Source organism: Streptomyces sp. NPDC059499 (assembly GCF_042749285.1).
Lineage (GTDB): Bacteria > Actinomycetota > Actinomycetes > Streptomycetales > Streptomycetaceae > Streptomyces.
On the sequence record NZ_JBHYTT010000001.1, the window covers coordinates 417,369 to 431,810 of the forward strand.

General features: G+C 71.9%; 12 protein-coding genes. 10 read left to right on the forward strand and 2 right to left on the reverse strand.

The features are described 5' to 3' along the window. Positions 1 to 20 precede the first annotated feature (20 nt). From gmk to ACFW9O_RS01940, 5 genes are all read left to right on the forward strand, one after another. Complete coding sequence (gmk, locus tag ACFW9O_RS01920) at positions 21 to 638, forward strand: guanylate kinase (protein ID WP_384603928.1); 618 nt, start codon at positions 21 to 23, stop codon at positions 636 to 638. Between the two features lie 92 nt (positions 639 to 730). Beyond that, positions 731 to 1,003 carry a DNA-directed RNA polymerase subunit omega gene (gene rpoZ / locus ACFW9O_RS01925; protein WP_003970369.1) on the forward strand — a complete coding sequence of 91 codons (273 nt, stop codon included), beginning with the start codon at positions 731 to 733 and terminating at the stop codon, positions 1,001 to 1,003. 181 nt (positions 1,004 to 1,184) lie between these two features. After that, complete coding sequence (gene coaBC, locus ACFW9O_RS01930; RefSeq protein ID WP_384603931.1) at positions 1,185 to 2,387, forward strand: bifunctional phosphopantothenoylcysteine decarboxylase/phosphopantothenate--cysteine ligase CoaBC; 1,203 nt, start codon at positions 1,185 to 1,187, stop codon at positions 2,385 to 2,387. 241 nt (positions 2,388 to 2,628) lie between these two features. Beyond that, positions 2,629 to 3,837, forward strand: coding sequence for a methionine adenosyltransferase (gene metK / locus ACFW9O_RS01935; RefSeq protein WP_351172598.1), 1,209 nt, complete (start codon positions 2,629 to 2,631; stop codon positions 3,835 to 3,837). A gap of 117 nt (positions 3,838 to 3,954) precedes the next feature. After that, positions 3,955 to 6,099, forward strand: coding sequence for a primosomal protein N' (locus ACFW9O_RS01940; protein ID WP_351172601.1), 2,145 nt, complete (start codon positions 3,955 to 3,957; stop codon positions 6,097 to 6,099). A gap of 75 nt (positions 6,100 to 6,174) precedes the next feature. On the opposite strand, the gene ACFW9O_RS01945 is transcribed toward ACFW9O_RS01940, so the two are convergent. Beyond that, on the reverse strand, positions 6,175 to 6,714 hold the full coding sequence (locus ACFW9O_RS01945) for a hypothetical protein (protein ID WP_384603934.1): 540 nt from the start codon (positions 6,712 to 6,714) through the stop codon (positions 6,175 to 6,177). A 285-nt stretch (positions 6,715 to 6,999) separates the two neighbouring features. Here ACFW9O_RS01945 and fmt point away from each other — a divergent pair, with 285 nt between their 5' ends. The 4 genes from fmt to ACFW9O_RS01965 all read left to right on the forward strand — a co-directional run bounded on the left by fmt (position 7,000) and on the right by ACFW9O_RS01965 (position 11,431). Then, on the forward strand, positions 7,000 to 7,932 hold the full coding sequence (gene fmt, locus ACFW9O_RS01950) for a methionyl-tRNA formyltransferase (RefSeq protein WP_351172607.1): 933 nt from the start codon (positions 7,000 to 7,002) through the stop codon (positions 7,930 to 7,932). A 142-nt stretch (positions 7,933 to 8,074) separates the two neighbouring features. Beyond that, positions 8,075 to 9,508 (forward strand): transcription antitermination factor NusB, encoded by a 1,434-nt coding sequence (locus ACFW9O_RS01955; RefSeq protein ID WP_351172610.1) that lies wholly within the window; start codon positions 8,075 to 8,077, stop codon positions 9,506 to 9,508. A 114-nt stretch (positions 9,509 to 9,622) separates the two neighbouring features. After that, positions 9,623 to 10,306, forward strand: a complete 684-nt coding sequence (rpe, locus tag ACFW9O_RS01960) for a ribulose-phosphate 3-epimerase (protein ID WP_351172613.1) — start codon at positions 9,623 to 9,625, stop codon at positions 10,304 to 10,306. 138 nt (positions 10,307 to 10,444) lie between these two features. Beyond that, positions 10,445 to 11,431, forward strand: a complete 987-nt coding sequence (locus tag ACFW9O_RS01965; RefSeq protein ID WP_329215455.1) for a sugar-binding domain-containing protein — start codon at positions 10,445 to 10,447, stop codon at positions 11,429 to 11,431. A gap of 55 nt (positions 11,432 to 11,486) precedes the next feature. Here the strand turns inward: ACFW9O_RS01965 and ACFW9O_RS01970 are convergent, their stop codons facing one another. Further along, entirely contained in the window at positions 11,487 to 12,548 is a 1,062-nt protein-coding gene (locus ACFW9O_RS01970; protein ID WP_384603939.1) for a terpene cyclase, read from the reverse strand. Between the two features lie 297 nt (positions 12,549 to 12,845). Between ACFW9O_RS01970 and ACFW9O_RS01975 the strand changes: the two genes are divergently transcribed. Beyond that, on the forward strand, positions 12,846 to 14,312 hold the full coding sequence (locus ACFW9O_RS01975; RefSeq protein ID WP_384603942.1) for a GuaB1 family IMP dehydrogenase-related protein: 1,467 nt from the start codon (positions 12,846 to 12,848) through the stop codon (positions 14,310 to 14,312). Positions 14,313 to 14,442 lie beyond the last annotated feature (130 nt).

Genomic DNA, 14,442 nt, shown 5'->3' on the forward strand with positions numbered 1-14,442 from the left:
AGAAGCGGGATAATCGCTCCATGGCTGCAACATCCCGGGGGAACTCCCCCGTACCCCCGGACGTACGTCCGCGGCTGACCGTGCTCTCCGGCCCCTCAGGGGTCGGCAAGAGCACGGTCGTCGCTCATATGCGCAAGGTTCACCCCGAGGTCTGGCTCTCGGTGTCGGCCACGACCCGCAAACCGCGCCCCGGCGAACGCAACGGCGTCCACTACTTCTTCGTGGACACCGAAGAGTTCGACAAGCTGATCGCCAACGGCGAGCTGCTGGAGTGGGCGGAGTTCGCGGGCAACCGCTACGGCACCCCGCGCAGGGCCGTGCTGGAGCGCCTCGAGGCCGGCGAACCGGTGCTGCTGGAGATCGATCTGCAGGGCGCCCGGCTGGTCCGCCAGTCGATGCCCGACGCGCAGCTGGTCTTCCTGGCGCCGCCGAGCTGGGACGAGCTGGTCCGCCGGCTCACCGGCCGCGGGACGGAGTCGCCCGACGTGATCGAGCGCCGTCTCACGGCGGCGAAGGTCGAGCTTGCCGCCGAGGCGGAGTTCGATACGACACTTGTCAACACCTCGGTCGAGGACGTGGCACGTGAGCTGCTAACGTTGATGCTGCAGGCTTCCGGCCTCCGCGGCATCGACGACTGACCTCGTCGGCCCCGCGGACGCAGAGCATCACCACTGCGGAACCAGCATGATCAAAGATCTCTTTGATCTCTATCCCCTTCGGAAGGCAGAGAGTGTCCTCTTCCATCACCACGCCCGAGGGCATCATCAACCCGCCGATTGATGAGCTCCTCGAGGCCACCGACTCGAAGTACAGCCTCGTGATCTACGCGGCCAAGCGCGCGCGCCAGATCAACGCGTACTACTCGCAGCTCGGTGAAGGCCTCCTCGAGTACGTCGGTCCGCTCGTCGACACCCACGTGCACGAGAAGCCGCTCTCGATCGCGCTCCGCGAGATCAACGCGGGCCTGCTGACCTCCGAGGCCATCGAGGGCCCCGCGCAGTAGGCAGGAAACGCACCTTCACCACAGGCCCGGCGGTCACCACCGCCGGGCCTGTGGTGTGTCCGGGGCCGGGCCCGCCGAGGGCCGTCCCACGCGGTGAGGCAGCATGGAGTGCGTACGTCCCCCGGCTGCGGGCAGCCGGGTGCGCATCGGTTGCGCGGAGAAACGAGTGCGGGGAGACGCAGTGGACAAGCCGAAGGTCGTCCTGGGGGTCAGCGGTGGCATCGCCGCCTACAAGGCGTGCGAACTGCTGCGCCGGCTGACCGAGTCCGGTCATGACGTCAGGGTCGTGCCGACCGGGGCGTCGCTGAACTTCGTCGGGGCCGCCACCTGGTCGGCGCTCTCCGGCAACCCCGTGTCCAGCGAGGTCTGGGACAGCGTGCACGAGGTGCCGCACGTCCGGATCGGGCAGGCGGCCGACCTCGTCGTGGTCGCACCCGCCACCGCCGACATGCTCGCCAAGGCCGCCCACGGCCTCGCCGACGACCTCCTCACCAACACGCTCCTCACCGCCCGCTGTCCGGTCGTCTTCGCACCGGCGATGCACACCGAGATGTGGGAGCACCCGGCCACGCAGGAGAACGTGGCCACACTGCGCCGCCGCGGCGCCGTCGTCATCGAGCCCGCTGTCGGCCGCCTCACCGGCGTCGACACCGGCAAGGGCCGGCTGCCGGACCCGGGGGAGATCTTCGAGGTCTGCCGCCGCGTCCTGACCCGGGGCCCTGCCGAGCCCGACCTCGCCGGCCGGCACGTGGTCATCAGCGCCGGCGGCACCCGGGAGCCCCTCGACCCGGTCCGCTACCTCGGCAACCGCTCCTCCGGCAAGCAGGGCTACGCGCTGGCGCGCACCGCTGTCGCCCGCGGCGCCCGGGTGACGCTGATCGAGGCGAACACCGGACTGCCCGACCCCGCGGGCGCCGACGTCCTGCGCGCCGGAACCGCCCTGCAGCTGCGCGAGGCCGTGCTGAAGGCGGCGGCCGACGCCGATGTGGTGGTGATGGCCGCGGCGGTCGCCGACTTCCGTCCCGCGGACTACGCCGCGGGCAAGATCAAGAAGAAGGATGGCCAGGAGCCGGCGCCCCTGGTCCTCGTCCGAAATCCCGACATCCTCGCCGAGGTCGCCGCGGACAGGGCCCGCCCCGGCCAGGTCGTCGTCGGTTTCGCCGCGGAGACCGACAACGTCCTCGCCAACGGCCGCGAGAAGCTCCGCCGCAAGGGCTGCGACCTGCTCGTGGTCAACGAGGTGGGGGAGCGCAAGACGTTCGGGTCCGAGGAGAACGAAGCGGTGGTGCTCTCGGCGGACGGCGGCGAGACGGCTGTGCCGTACGGGCCGAAAGAAGCACTCGCCGACACGGTCTGGGACCTGGTGGCGGCACGCTTGGGCTAGATTGCGTAATTGCCGCTCCGGCGGGATGGAAGCTCAAGAAATTCGGTCATTTCTCACACCCGGAAGGAGTGATTGTCGTACTGGCGTCAACAGTGCCGCAGGTCACAGAGCTCCCAAGGGGCGAGACGCGTGGCCCATTCACCGGAAGCGACCGATAAACTGGTCGACGGAACGTGCCGGGCGCAGCTCCCGGAGGTCCATCAATGATCAGCCAGCAGCCGCTGCAACCCCAGGGAGCGATGTGTCCCGCCGTCTCTTCACCTCGGAGTCCGTTACCGAGGGCCACCCCGACAAGATCGCTGACCAGATCAGCGACACGATTCTCGACGCGCTCCTGCGTGAGGACCCTTCCTCGCGCGTCGCCGTCGAGACCTTGATCACCACTGGTCTGGTGCATGTCGCGGGTGAGGTCACGACCAAGGCCTACGCCGACATTCCCAACCTCGTGCGCAACAAGGTGCTGGAGATCGGCTACGACTCCTCCAAGAAGGGCTTCGACGGAGCCTCCTGCGGCGTGTCCGTGTCCATCGGAGCGCAGTCCCCGGACATCGCCCAGGGTGTCGACACGGCGTACGAGAAGCGCGTCGAGGGCGACGAGGACGAGCTCGACAAGCAGGGCGCCGGCGACCAGGGCCTCATGTTCGGCTACGCCTGCGACGAGACGCCCGAGCTGATGCCGCTCCCGATCCACGTGGCGCACCGGCTCTCCCGCCGGCTGTCCGAGGTCCGCAAGAACGGGACCATCCCGTACCTGCGTCCCGACGGCAAGACCCAGGTCACCATCGAGTACGACGGTGACAAGGCCGTTCGCCTCGACACGGTCGTCGTCTCCTCGCAGCACGCGTCCGACATCGACCTGGACTCGCTCCTGGCGCCCGACATCCGTGAGTTCGTCGTCGAGCACGTCCTGGCGCAGCTCATCGAGGACGGCATCAAGCTGGACACCGAGGGCTACCGGCTCCTGGTGAACCCGACCGGCCGCTTCGAGATCGGCGGTCCGATGGGTGACGCCGGTCTGACCGGCCGCAAGATCATCATCGACACGTACGGCGGCATGGCCCGCCACGGCGGCGGTGCCTTCTCCGGCAAGGACCCGTCCAAGGTCGACCGCTCGGCGGCGTACGCCATGCGCTGGGTCGCCAAGAACGTCGTCGCGGCCGGCCTCGCCGCCCGCTGCGAGGTCCAGGTCGCGTACGCGATCGGCAAGGCCGAGCCGGTGGGGCTGTTCGTCGAGACGTTCGGCACCGCCACCGTCGAGACGGAGAAGATCGAGCACGCGATCGGCGAGGTCTTCGACCTCCGTCCGGCCGCGATCATCCGCGACCTCGACCTGCTCCGCCCGATCTACGCCCAGACCGCCGCGTACGGCCACTTCGGCCGTGAGCTGCCCGACTTCACCTGGGAGCGCACCGACCGCGTGGACGCGCTGCGCACGGCGGCGGGGCTCTAGCCCGGCCGACTTCAGCCCGTACTCCGGGGCCCGGATGCCGTACACGGTGTCCGGGCCCCGGTGCGTGCGCCGCGGGAGGCGCGACCGGTGTCAGCGGCGTCTGGTAGGAATTTGGCTGTGAGCAGCGAAGACGAGCGGTCCGACGAGCCCGAGGCCGGGGCACCGGAGCAGCTTGCGCTCATCCGGGAGACGGTGCGCCGGGCCAAGGTGCCGAGGGCCAAGCCCCGCACCTGGCGGGGCGCGGCGCTCGCCGAGGAGCTGCCGGTCGCCCGGGTCCTGGTGAACAAGGGCGCGCTGCACCTCGATCAGTATTTCGACTATGCCGTCCCGGAGGAGCTCGACGCCGAGGCGCAGCCCGGCGTCCGCGTGCGGGTGCGGTTCGGGGCCGGGGGGCGCCAGGTCCGCGGCGGGCGGCGCGAGGGCGGTGGGCTGATCGACGGATTCCTGATCGAGCGGCGTGCCGAGTCGGACTATCAGGGTGCCCTGGCGGCGCTCGCCTACGTCGTCTCGCCCGAGCCGGTGCTCGGCCCCGAGCTGCTCGCGCTCTCGCGGGCCGTCGCCGACCGGTACGCGGGCAGCCTCGCCGATGTGCTGCAGCTCGCCGTGCCGCCCAGGAACGGCCGGGCGGAGTCCAAGGCGTCACCCGCGCCGCTGCCACCGCCCCCGGCACCGGCCCCCGGGACCTGGGAGCGGTACGCACAGGGGCCCGCGTTCCTCGGCGCACTGGCCGAGGGCGGTGCGCCCAGAGCCGTCTGGACGGCACTGCCCGGGCCCCACTGGCCCGAGGAGATCGCCAGGGCCGTCGCCGCCACGCTGGCCTCGGGACGCGGCGCACTCGTCGTCGTACCCGACGGGCGGACCGCGGGCCGTGTGGACGCCGCACTCACCGAGGTGATGGGGGAGGGGCGGCACGCGCTGCTGACCGCCGACTCGGGGCCCGAGAAGCGCTACCGGGAGTGGCTCGCCGTCCGGCGCGGTTCGGTGCGGGCGGTGGTCGGGACCAGGGCCGCCATGTTCGCCCCCGTCGCCGATCTGGGCCTGGTGGCCGTCTGGGACGACGGGGACTCGAGTCACAGCGACGACAACGCACCGTTCCCGCACGTCCGGGAGGTCCTGGAGCTGAGGGCGGCGCACGGCCGGTGCGCGTTCCTCCTGGGCGGTACCAACTGCACCGTGGAGGCCGCCCAACTGGTCGAGAGCGGCTGGGCGCTGCCGCTGCGCGCGGACCGGGAGCAGCTGCGCATCGCGGCGCCCCTGGTGCGTACGGTCGGCGACGGTGAGCTCGCGAGGGACGGGGCGGCCCGTTCCGCCCGGCTGCCCAGCCTCGCCTGGCAGACCGTACGGGACGGGCTGCGCAGCGGTCCCGTGCTGATCCAGGTGCCGCGCCGCGGCTACGCACCCCGGCTGGCCTGCGAACGCTGCCGCGAACCCGCGCGGTGCGGGCACTGCGCCGGGCCGCTGGAGGCCCCGGACCAGCAGGATCTCAACTGCGCCTGGTGCGGACGCGCCGAGACGGCCTGGCGCTGCGCCGCCTGCGGCAGCGGGCGGCTGCGGGCGCAGATCGTCGGTGCCCGGCGGACCGCCGAGGAGCTGGGCCGGGCGTTTCCCGCCGTCCCGGTGCGGACGTCGGGCCGGGACCATGTGCTGGACTCCGTACCGGACCAGCCCGCCCTGGTGGTCAGCACGCCCGGGGCCGAACCCGTGGCGGAGGGCGGCTACGCCGCCGCGCTGCTGCTGGACGGCTGGGCGATGGTCGGCCGGCCGGACCTGCGGGCCGGAGAGGAGGCACTGCGGCGCTGGACGGCCGCGGCCTCACTGGTGCGGGGACAGCCTGAGGGGGGCACGGTGGTGATCGTCGCCGAGCCGACCCTGCGGCCCGTCCAGGCACTCGTGCGCTGGGACCCCGTCGGCCATGCCCGCCGCGAACTCGCGGAACGGGCCGAGCTCGGCTTCCCCCCGGTGTCCCGGATGGCTTCGGTGACCGGACCGCCGGAGGCGATCGCCGCGTACCTGGCCGCCGTGGAGCTGCCGTCGGAGGCGGAGATCCTCGGACCGGTACCGCTGCCGGGGGCCGTCTCCGGCAGGCCCCGGAGGCAGGGGGACGCACCGCCGGGCGAGACCTGGGAACGGGCACTGGTCAGGGTTCCGCCAGGGCGCGGGGCGGCGCTCGCGGCCGCCCTGAAGGCTGCTCAGGCTGCGCGGACGGCCCGCGGGACCGGAGATCCCGTACGGATCAGGATCGACCCGCCGGACATCGGCTGACGAGGCCGTACGGCCCCGCCGCCATGGCCGCCGCCCCGTCGCGCGGACGCGATGAGGGCGGAGGAGGCGCTCCGGTCAGCCGTTGCGGGGGCCGGGGAAGGCGCCGGGTCGCAGCTCCTCGCGCGGCGCGGGGCGGTCCGCCGACGGCTGCGGCGGCATGGAACGGGCCGCGGGCACCGCGGGCAGCACGGGGGAGGGACCGGGCGGCGCGGGCAGCGGACGGGGTGCGGACTCGGGGGCGACCTCGGCGGTACCAGGCTGCGGGGTGTTCCGCCGCGCACCGTAACGGCGGTGCACCGCCTGCTTGGTGACCCCGAGAGCCGAGCCCACCGCGTCCCACGAGAAGCCCAGCGAGCGGTCGAAGTCCACCGCCGCCGTGACCAGCGTCTCGACGCTGTCCCGCAGTTCCTGAGCCAGCCGGACGGTGGGCGCCGGGGCCCTGCCGTAGACGACGAAGCCCGCGGACGGGCCGGAGCGGCGCGGACGGTAGACATTGCCCAGCTGCGCAGTGAGGGTGCGCAGCGCGTCCACCTGCCGCCGGACCCGCTCGATGTCCCGCACCAGCAGGTGCAGACTGGCACGCGCCTGGGCGTCGTGGGTTGCATGGTCGGCCATGAACAAGCCTCTCGAACCGGCGTTGAAGGGGATCGGACCGCATTGCGGCGGCCCACTTCGGTCAATCTCTCTTGACCAACGCCTCACCCGGCCATGTGGTCACGCATCAGGGGCGTATGCGCATATGCGCGGGGCGCACGGGCGTGCGTACGCCCCCCGGTGGCCGGGTCCGGGGGCCGCCCCGTCGTCCCGGGTGTGCGCCCGTCGGGGACGACGGGACAGCCCCTAGACTGGTGTGCTGCTCGCCACACCGTACGTTTCGGCCCGAGAGGCAGTCCGCCACCCATGAAGCTCGTCTTCGCAGGCACCCCCGAGGTTGCTGTCCCCGCCCTGGACGCCCTGATCGCCTCCGGCCGCCATGAGGTGGCCGCCGTCGTCACCCGTCCCGACGCACCCGCCGGGCGGGGCCGCCGCCTCGTCGCCAGCCCGGTGGCCGAGCGCGCCGAGGAAGCGGGGATCGAGGTGCTCAAGCCGGTGCGCCCGCGCGACGAGGCATTCCTGGCGCGGCTGCGGGAGATCGCCCCGGACTGCTGCCCCGTGGTGGCCTACGGTGCGCTGCTGCCCAGGACGGCCCTCGACGTGCCCGCCCGCGGCTGGGTCAATCTGCACTTCTCGCTCCTGCCGGCCTGGCGGGGCGCCGCACCGGTGCAGCACGCGGTGATGGCCGGTGACGAGGTGACCGGCGCGTCGACCTTCCTGATCGAGGAGGGCCTGGACTCCGGACCGGTGTACGGCGTCCTGACCGAGGAGGTGCGGCCCACGGACACCAGCGGTGACCTGCTCACCCGGCTGGCCTTCGCCGGCGCAGGGCTGCTCGCCGCGACCATGGACGGCATCGAGGACGGCACCCTGCACGCCGTACCGCAGCCCGCCGAGGGCATCACCCTCGCGCCCAAGCTCACCGTCGAGGACGCCCAGGTGCAGTGGTCCGCACCCGCACTGCGGGTCGACCGGATCGTGCGCGGCTGCACCCCGGCCCCCGGCGCGTGGACCCTCTTCAGGGGCGAGCGGCTCAAGCTGGTCCAGGCGGCGCCCGTCCTGGACCGCGCCGACCTGGCGCCGGGCGAGCTGTCCGTGGGCAAGAACAACGTGTACGTGGGCACCGGGTCGCACGCCGTGGAGCTCCTCTGGGTCCAGCCCCAGGGCAAGAAGCCGATGAAGGCCGCCGACTGGGCGCGCGGTGTGCGCATCGTCCCGGGCGAGCTCCTGGGACTCTGACGACGGACGCCGCCCGCGTCCCCGGGGCCCGGGCACCCGCCCGCGCCTCCCGGGGCCTGCGCCGCCGCCCGCGCCCGGTGCCCGGGCGGCGACGTACGCTGGGTGGGTTCGCCACTCTCACCATCAGCGGAGCACCTTTCACGTGAACGACCAGCAGCGTCGCCGTCCCGCCAAGCCGCACCGCCGCCCGCAGAAGGACCCGGTCCGGTTCCTCGCCTTCGAAGCGCTCAGGGCCGTCGACGAACGCGACGCGTACGCCAACCTCGTCCTGCCCCCGCTGCTGAAGAAGGCACGCGCCAAGGGCGACTTCGACGGACGGGACGCCGCGCTCGCGACCGAGCTGGTCTACGGGACCCTGCGCCGCCAGGGCACGTACGACGCGATCGTCGCCGCCTGCATCGACCGGCCGCTGCGCGAGGTCGACCCGCCCGTGCTGGACGTGCTCAACATGGGCGTGCACCAGCTGCTCGGCACCCGCATCCCGACCCACGCGGCCGTTTCCGCCAGCGTGGAGCTGGCCCGCGTCGTGCTGGGTGAAGGGCGTGCCAAGTTCGTCAACGCCGTGCTGCGCAAGGTCTCGGCGCACGACCTCGACACCTGGGTGGAGCGCGTCGCGCCGTCGTACGACGAGGATGCCGAGCAGCACCTCTCGGTCGTCCACTCCCATCCGCGGTGGATCGTCTCCGCGCTGTGGGACGCCCTGGGCGGTGGCCGCGCCGGGATCGAGGACCTCCTCGAAGCCGACAACGAACGCCCCGAGGTGACGCTCGTCGCCCGCCCCGGCCGCTCCACCACCGACGAGCTGCTGGCCGCCCTGGGCGAGGAGAGCGGACTCCCGGGCCGCTGGTCCCCCTACGCCGTACGGATGGCCGAGGGCGGCGAGCCCGGCGCGCTGACCGCGGTCCAGGACGGCAGCGCGGGTGTGCAGGACGAGGGCAGCCAGCTCGTCGCCACCGCCCTCGCCAACGCGCCCGTGGAGGGCAGTGACACACGGTGGCTCGACGGCTGCGCCGGACCCGGCGGCAAGGCGGCCCTGCTGGCCGCACTCGCTGCCGGACGCGGCGCGGCACTGCTCGCCGCCGAGAAGCAGCCGCACCGCGCCCGGCTCGTCGAGCGGGCACTGGCCGGCAACCCGGGCCCGTACCAGGTGGTCACCGCGGACGGCACCCGGCCGCCCTGGCAGCCGGGCACCTTCGACCGGATCCTGATGGACGTACCGTGCTCGGGCCTCGGGGCGCTGCGCCGCCGCCCGGAATCCCGGTGGCGTCGCCGCGCGGAGGACCTGGAGAGCTTCGCGCCGCTCCAACGGGGCCTGCTGCGCGAGGCGTTGAAGGCCGTCCGGATCGGCGGGGTCGTCGGCTACGCGACCTGCTCGCCGCATCTGGCCGAGACCCGGATCGTCGTCGAGGACGTGCTCAAGGGGCGCGGCGGAGCGCCGGTCGAGGCGGAGTGGGTGGATGCCCGCCCCCTGATGCCGGGAGTACCGGCGCTGGGCGACGGTCCCGACGTCCAGTTGTGGCCGCATCTGCACGGCACGGACGCGATGTATCTGGCGCTGCTGCGACGTACGGGGTGACCCCTGGCCCGTAGGCCGGGCGAAAAGCCGGGATTGTGCGAACCGTAATGATCCCGTGAGGCTTTGGGGGGCACCGAGGCGGGGAAGTGGCGCGGAACATGGCAGGCTTGGTGCATGGCCCAGATCAACCCCAGCATCCTGTCCGCCGACTTCGCGCGACTCGCCGACGAGGCGAAGGCCGTCGAAGGCGCCGACTGGCTCCATGTCGATGTGATGGACAACCACTTTGTGCCCAACCTGACGCTCGGCGTGCCGATCGTGGAGGCGCTGAGCAAGGCCACGGACACTCCGCTGGACTGCCATCTGATGATCGAGGACGCGGACCGCTGGGCACCGCAGTACGTCGAGGCGGGCGCAGGCTCCGTCACCTTCCACGCGGAGGCGGCGGCGGCGCCCGTACGGCTGGCGCGGGAGATCAGGGCCAAGGGGGCGCGCGCCTCGATGGCACTCAAGCCCGCGACCCCGATCGAGCCGTACGAGGACCTGCTCCCCGAGCTCGACATGCTGCTGATCATGACGGTGGAGCCGGGCTTCGGGGGCCAGTCCTTCCTGGACATCATGCTGCCGAAGATCCGGCGCACCCGGGACCTGATCTCCAAGCACGGCCTCGAGCTCTGGCTCCAGGTCGACGGCGGCGTCTCCGCCACCACCATCGAGCGCTGCGCGGAGGCCGGAGCCGATGTCTTCGTCGCCGGATCCGCGGTCTACGGGGCGCAGGACCCGGCCCAGGCCGTACGTGCCCTGCGTGAGCAGGCGGACGCAGCCACTGCCGCGGCGCCCTGGGCGTGCGGCCACTGAACAAAGGGCAGATGAACGCGGCCCGACGGGCCGGATCAAGGATCGCCGGATCTGACAGGATGACGGTGTATCGGGCGTGTGAACAGCAGTGAGGAGATCGCGGTGTCTGGCATCTCGGCGGGTCGGTCAGCCATGCGGATGGGACCCGCGGAGCTGGTTCAGGCGGCGGCCATGGCCCGTCGGTTCTACCTCGAGGGAAAGTCGAAGATCCAGATCGCCGAGGAGTTCGGCGTCAGCCGCTTCAAGGTGGCCCGGGTTCTGGAGACGGCCCTCGAGCGTGATCTCGTACGGATCGAGATCCGGGTACCGGCCGAGCTGGACGCGGAGCGCTCCGACGCGCTCCGGGCCCGCTACGGGTTGCGCCACGCGGTCGTCGTCGAGTCCCCGGCGGACGAGCAGGACGACGCAGCCGACCCGGAGAACCTGGGCGAGGTCGCGGCCGAACTGCTCGGCGAGCTGGTGAACGAGGGCGATGTGCTGGGCCTGGCCTGGGGCCGCTCCACGATCCACATGGCCGCGGCGCTCGACCGGCTGCCGCCCTGCACGGTCGTGCAGCTGACCGGGGTCTACGACGCGGGGACGGCCGAGCGCGGATCGGTCGAGGCGGTCCGCCGCGCGGCCCAGGTGTCCGGCGGCGAGGCGCATCCGATCTACGCGCCGATGCTCCTGCCCGATCCGGCGACGGCGGCGGCCCTGCGCCACCAGACGGGTATCGCCCGCGCCTTCGAGTACTTCGACAAGGTGACGGTCGCCGCGGTCTCCATCGGTTCCTGGGAGCCGGGCATCTCCACCGTCCACGACATGCTCTCGGACGAGGAGCGGGCGCACTACGCCTCGCTCGGTGTCGCGGCCGAGATGTCCGCGCACCTCTTCGACTCCGACGGACGGCGCGTCGGCCGGGACCTGGGCGAGCGGTGCATCACCGTGGAGGCGGACCGGCTGCGCCGGATCCCCGAGGTGGTCGCCATCGCCGGCGGTCAGCGCAAGGCGGCGGCGATCGGCGCGGTGCTCCGCTCGGGCCTGGTCACCAGCCTGGTGACGGACACGGCCGCGGCCGACTACCTGCTGACGGAGTCCGCCGCCGGACAGCGCCCCGCCCTGGAGCGCGCCGACCCCGACGACTGACGGCCACGGAACACGACGGAGGCCGGGCACCGCACAGGTGCCCGGCCTCCGTCGTCTACCGGCTCCGCTGCCCGTCGGACGCGCTCGATCCCGCCGGGTCCACGGCCACGCCGAGGACGGTCTCCTCCAGGTACTCCGCGGGTTCCGCGTACTGGCTGACGTCCGCCGGGTTGTAGCGGGGGGTCCGCCGGGACCAGTCCAGATTGCCGCGCATCCAGCTCCTCATCCCGTCGAGATAGGGGACGAGCAGCCCGGACAGCTGCGGATACATGTCGAGCAGCTCGTCCTCGGCCGTGAGGAAGCGCTCGGTCTCGGTGGCTATCTCGGCGCCCACGTGGTCGAGGGCCTGCTGTTCCCCGTAGCCCCGGTGGTGGCGTACCAGATGGACGAGATTGTGGATCTCGCCGAGCACCTGCTCCTTCTCGAAGGAGTACACGTCGTTCGCCCAGCACACGACGTTGCAGGAGGCTTCCAGGGCAGTGATGAACCGGGGGTCGTTGTGGACCGACTCGGGCGCCTCGATGCCCGCCACGATCTCTATCAGGTCCATGCACACATGGATCGCCCCCGTGTGCCGGCGCTGGGCCACGTAGGTCTCCTCGGCCGGCACGACGCCGTCGGCCCGGTTCCCCGCCTCCCAGGTGGTGGCGGTCATCAGGTACGTCATGAGGTGCCAGGCGAAACGCGTGCGCCAGTGCGGGGCCGCCTGCGGAATCGTACGTTCCCACAGATCGGCCAGGGCGACGACGGCGGCGGGCGGCTCCTCGCCCGGCAGCGGGCCGGGAGCCGTTCCCTCCACCACGGAACGCATCCGTGCCACGACGTCACGTACCCGTTCGGGGCTGCGGCCCAGATGGCCGTCGTCCAGCTGGTCGTCGACGAGGAAGAGCCAGACGAACCAGTCGGCGACCAGGTCGAGGTGCTCGCTGCCCGCCGTCGGGTAGACCATGCCGACGAACGCGCCGAAGTCGGCCTGCTCGAACCGGCGTCTCGCGGACTCCCGGTGCACCAGACCGGTGCGGCGCGTCCACGCGGCGATATGTTCGCGGGTGTGCCCTACATGCGGGTTCGTCCGCTCAGGGAACGGGCAGTAGATGTCGGGCAGTTCGCTCTCCACAGACGGATCCGCATCCTCTCCGGCCACAGACGTGACGAGTTTCCCCGCGCTCTCGTGCACGGTGTCGCGGTCACCCCCGAGACCTGCGGATTTGAAGCTACCTGACCCCCTGTCACCCGGTCCAGGGATCGTGATCACGAATGGTTGGAAGGCCTTCGGGTAGGGTCTGCGAGTAAGGCAGGTTCCACTTGCCCGGCCCCCCGGAGCACCTCTTTGGAGGAACTCACGAACGCGGGGGTCCATTGCTGTGTCTTCGTGGAAACGACCTGCACCGTTTCGTATGAAAAAATGAGTGTTATGCGTTTTCTTGAGCCCGGCACCGGTCGCTACACGGCGTCCCCCTCGGTCCCCTACGACCTCACGTACGACGATGTCTTCATGGTCCCCGGCCGCTCGGCGGTCGGTTCCCGGCAGGCCGTGGACCTCTCCTCGCCCGACGGCACCGGCACCACCATCCCGCTCGTCGTCGCGAACATGACCGCGATCGCGGGGCGCCGGATGGCGGAGACGATCGCCCGCCGCGGTGGGCTGGTCGTCATCCCCCAGGACATCCCGATCGAGGTGGTCACCGATGTCATCAGCTGGGTCAAGACGCGCCACCTCGTGCTCGACACCCCGATCGAGCTGTCTCCCGGCCAGACCGTTGCCGACGCCCTGTCCCTGCTGCACAAGCGGGCCCACGGAGCGGGCGTCGTCGTCGACGCGGAGCGCAGGCCGGTCGGTGTCGTCACCGACCACGACCTGACCGGTGTCGACCGCTTCACGCAGCTGTCCGAGGTCATGTCCAAGGACCTGGTGCTGCTCGACGCGGACATCGACCCGCGCGACGCCTTCGGCAAGCTCGACGGCGCCAACCGCAAGCTCGCCCCCGCGGTCGACGCGGACGGCAGGCTCGTCGGCATCCTCACCCGCAAGGCCGCGCTGCGCGCGACGCTGTACACCCCGGCGACGGACTCCGAGGGCAGGCTGCGCATCGCCGCGGCCGTCGGAATCAACGGCGATGTCGCGGGCAAGGCCAAGCAGCTCCTCGACGCGGGCGTCGACACGCTCGTCGTCGACACCGCGCACGGCCACCAGGAGTCCATGATCAGCGCGGTCGCGGCGGTGCGGGCGCTCGACCCGCGCGTGCCGATCGTGGCGGGCAACGTCGTCGCCGCCGAAGGCGTGCGCGACCTGATCGAGGCCGGCGCGGACATCATCAAGGTCGGGGTCGGCCCCGGCGCCATGTGCACCACCCGGATGATGACCGGTGTGGGCAGGCCCCAGTTCTCCGCCGTGCTCGAGTGCGCGGCCGAGGCCCGCAAGCACGGCAAGCACGTCTGGGCGGACGGAGGCGTCCGCCACCCGCGCGACGTCGCCATGGCGCTCGCCGCCGGTGCGTCCAACGTGATGATCGGATCCTGGTTCGCCGGCACGTACGAGTCGCCCGGTGACCTCCAGCAGTCCGCGGACGGCCGTTACTACAAGGAGTCCTTCGGGATGGCCTCCGCACGCGCGGTGAAGAACCGCACGTCGGAGGAGTCCGCCTACGGCCGGGCTCGCAAGAGCCTGTTCGAGGAGGGCATCTCCACCTCGCGGATGTTCCTGGACCCGGCGCGCCCCGGTGTGGAGGACCTGATCGACTCGATCATCGCCGGCGTCCGCTCGTCCTGCACCTACGCGGGTGCGGCCTCGCTCGAGGAGTTCGCCGAGAAGGCCATCGTGGGTGTGCAGAGCGCCGCCGGCTACGCGGAGGGCAAGCCGCTGCACGCCAGCTGGAGTTGACCGAGCGGTCCACGCATCACTGGTGCCCCTCCCGGGTGTTCGTACCGGGAGGGGCACCAGTGCGTTCAGGCGTCGTTACGTGACTGAATAGGACCGCTTCTAGTCGACTGTCGGGCATTATTGACCATCT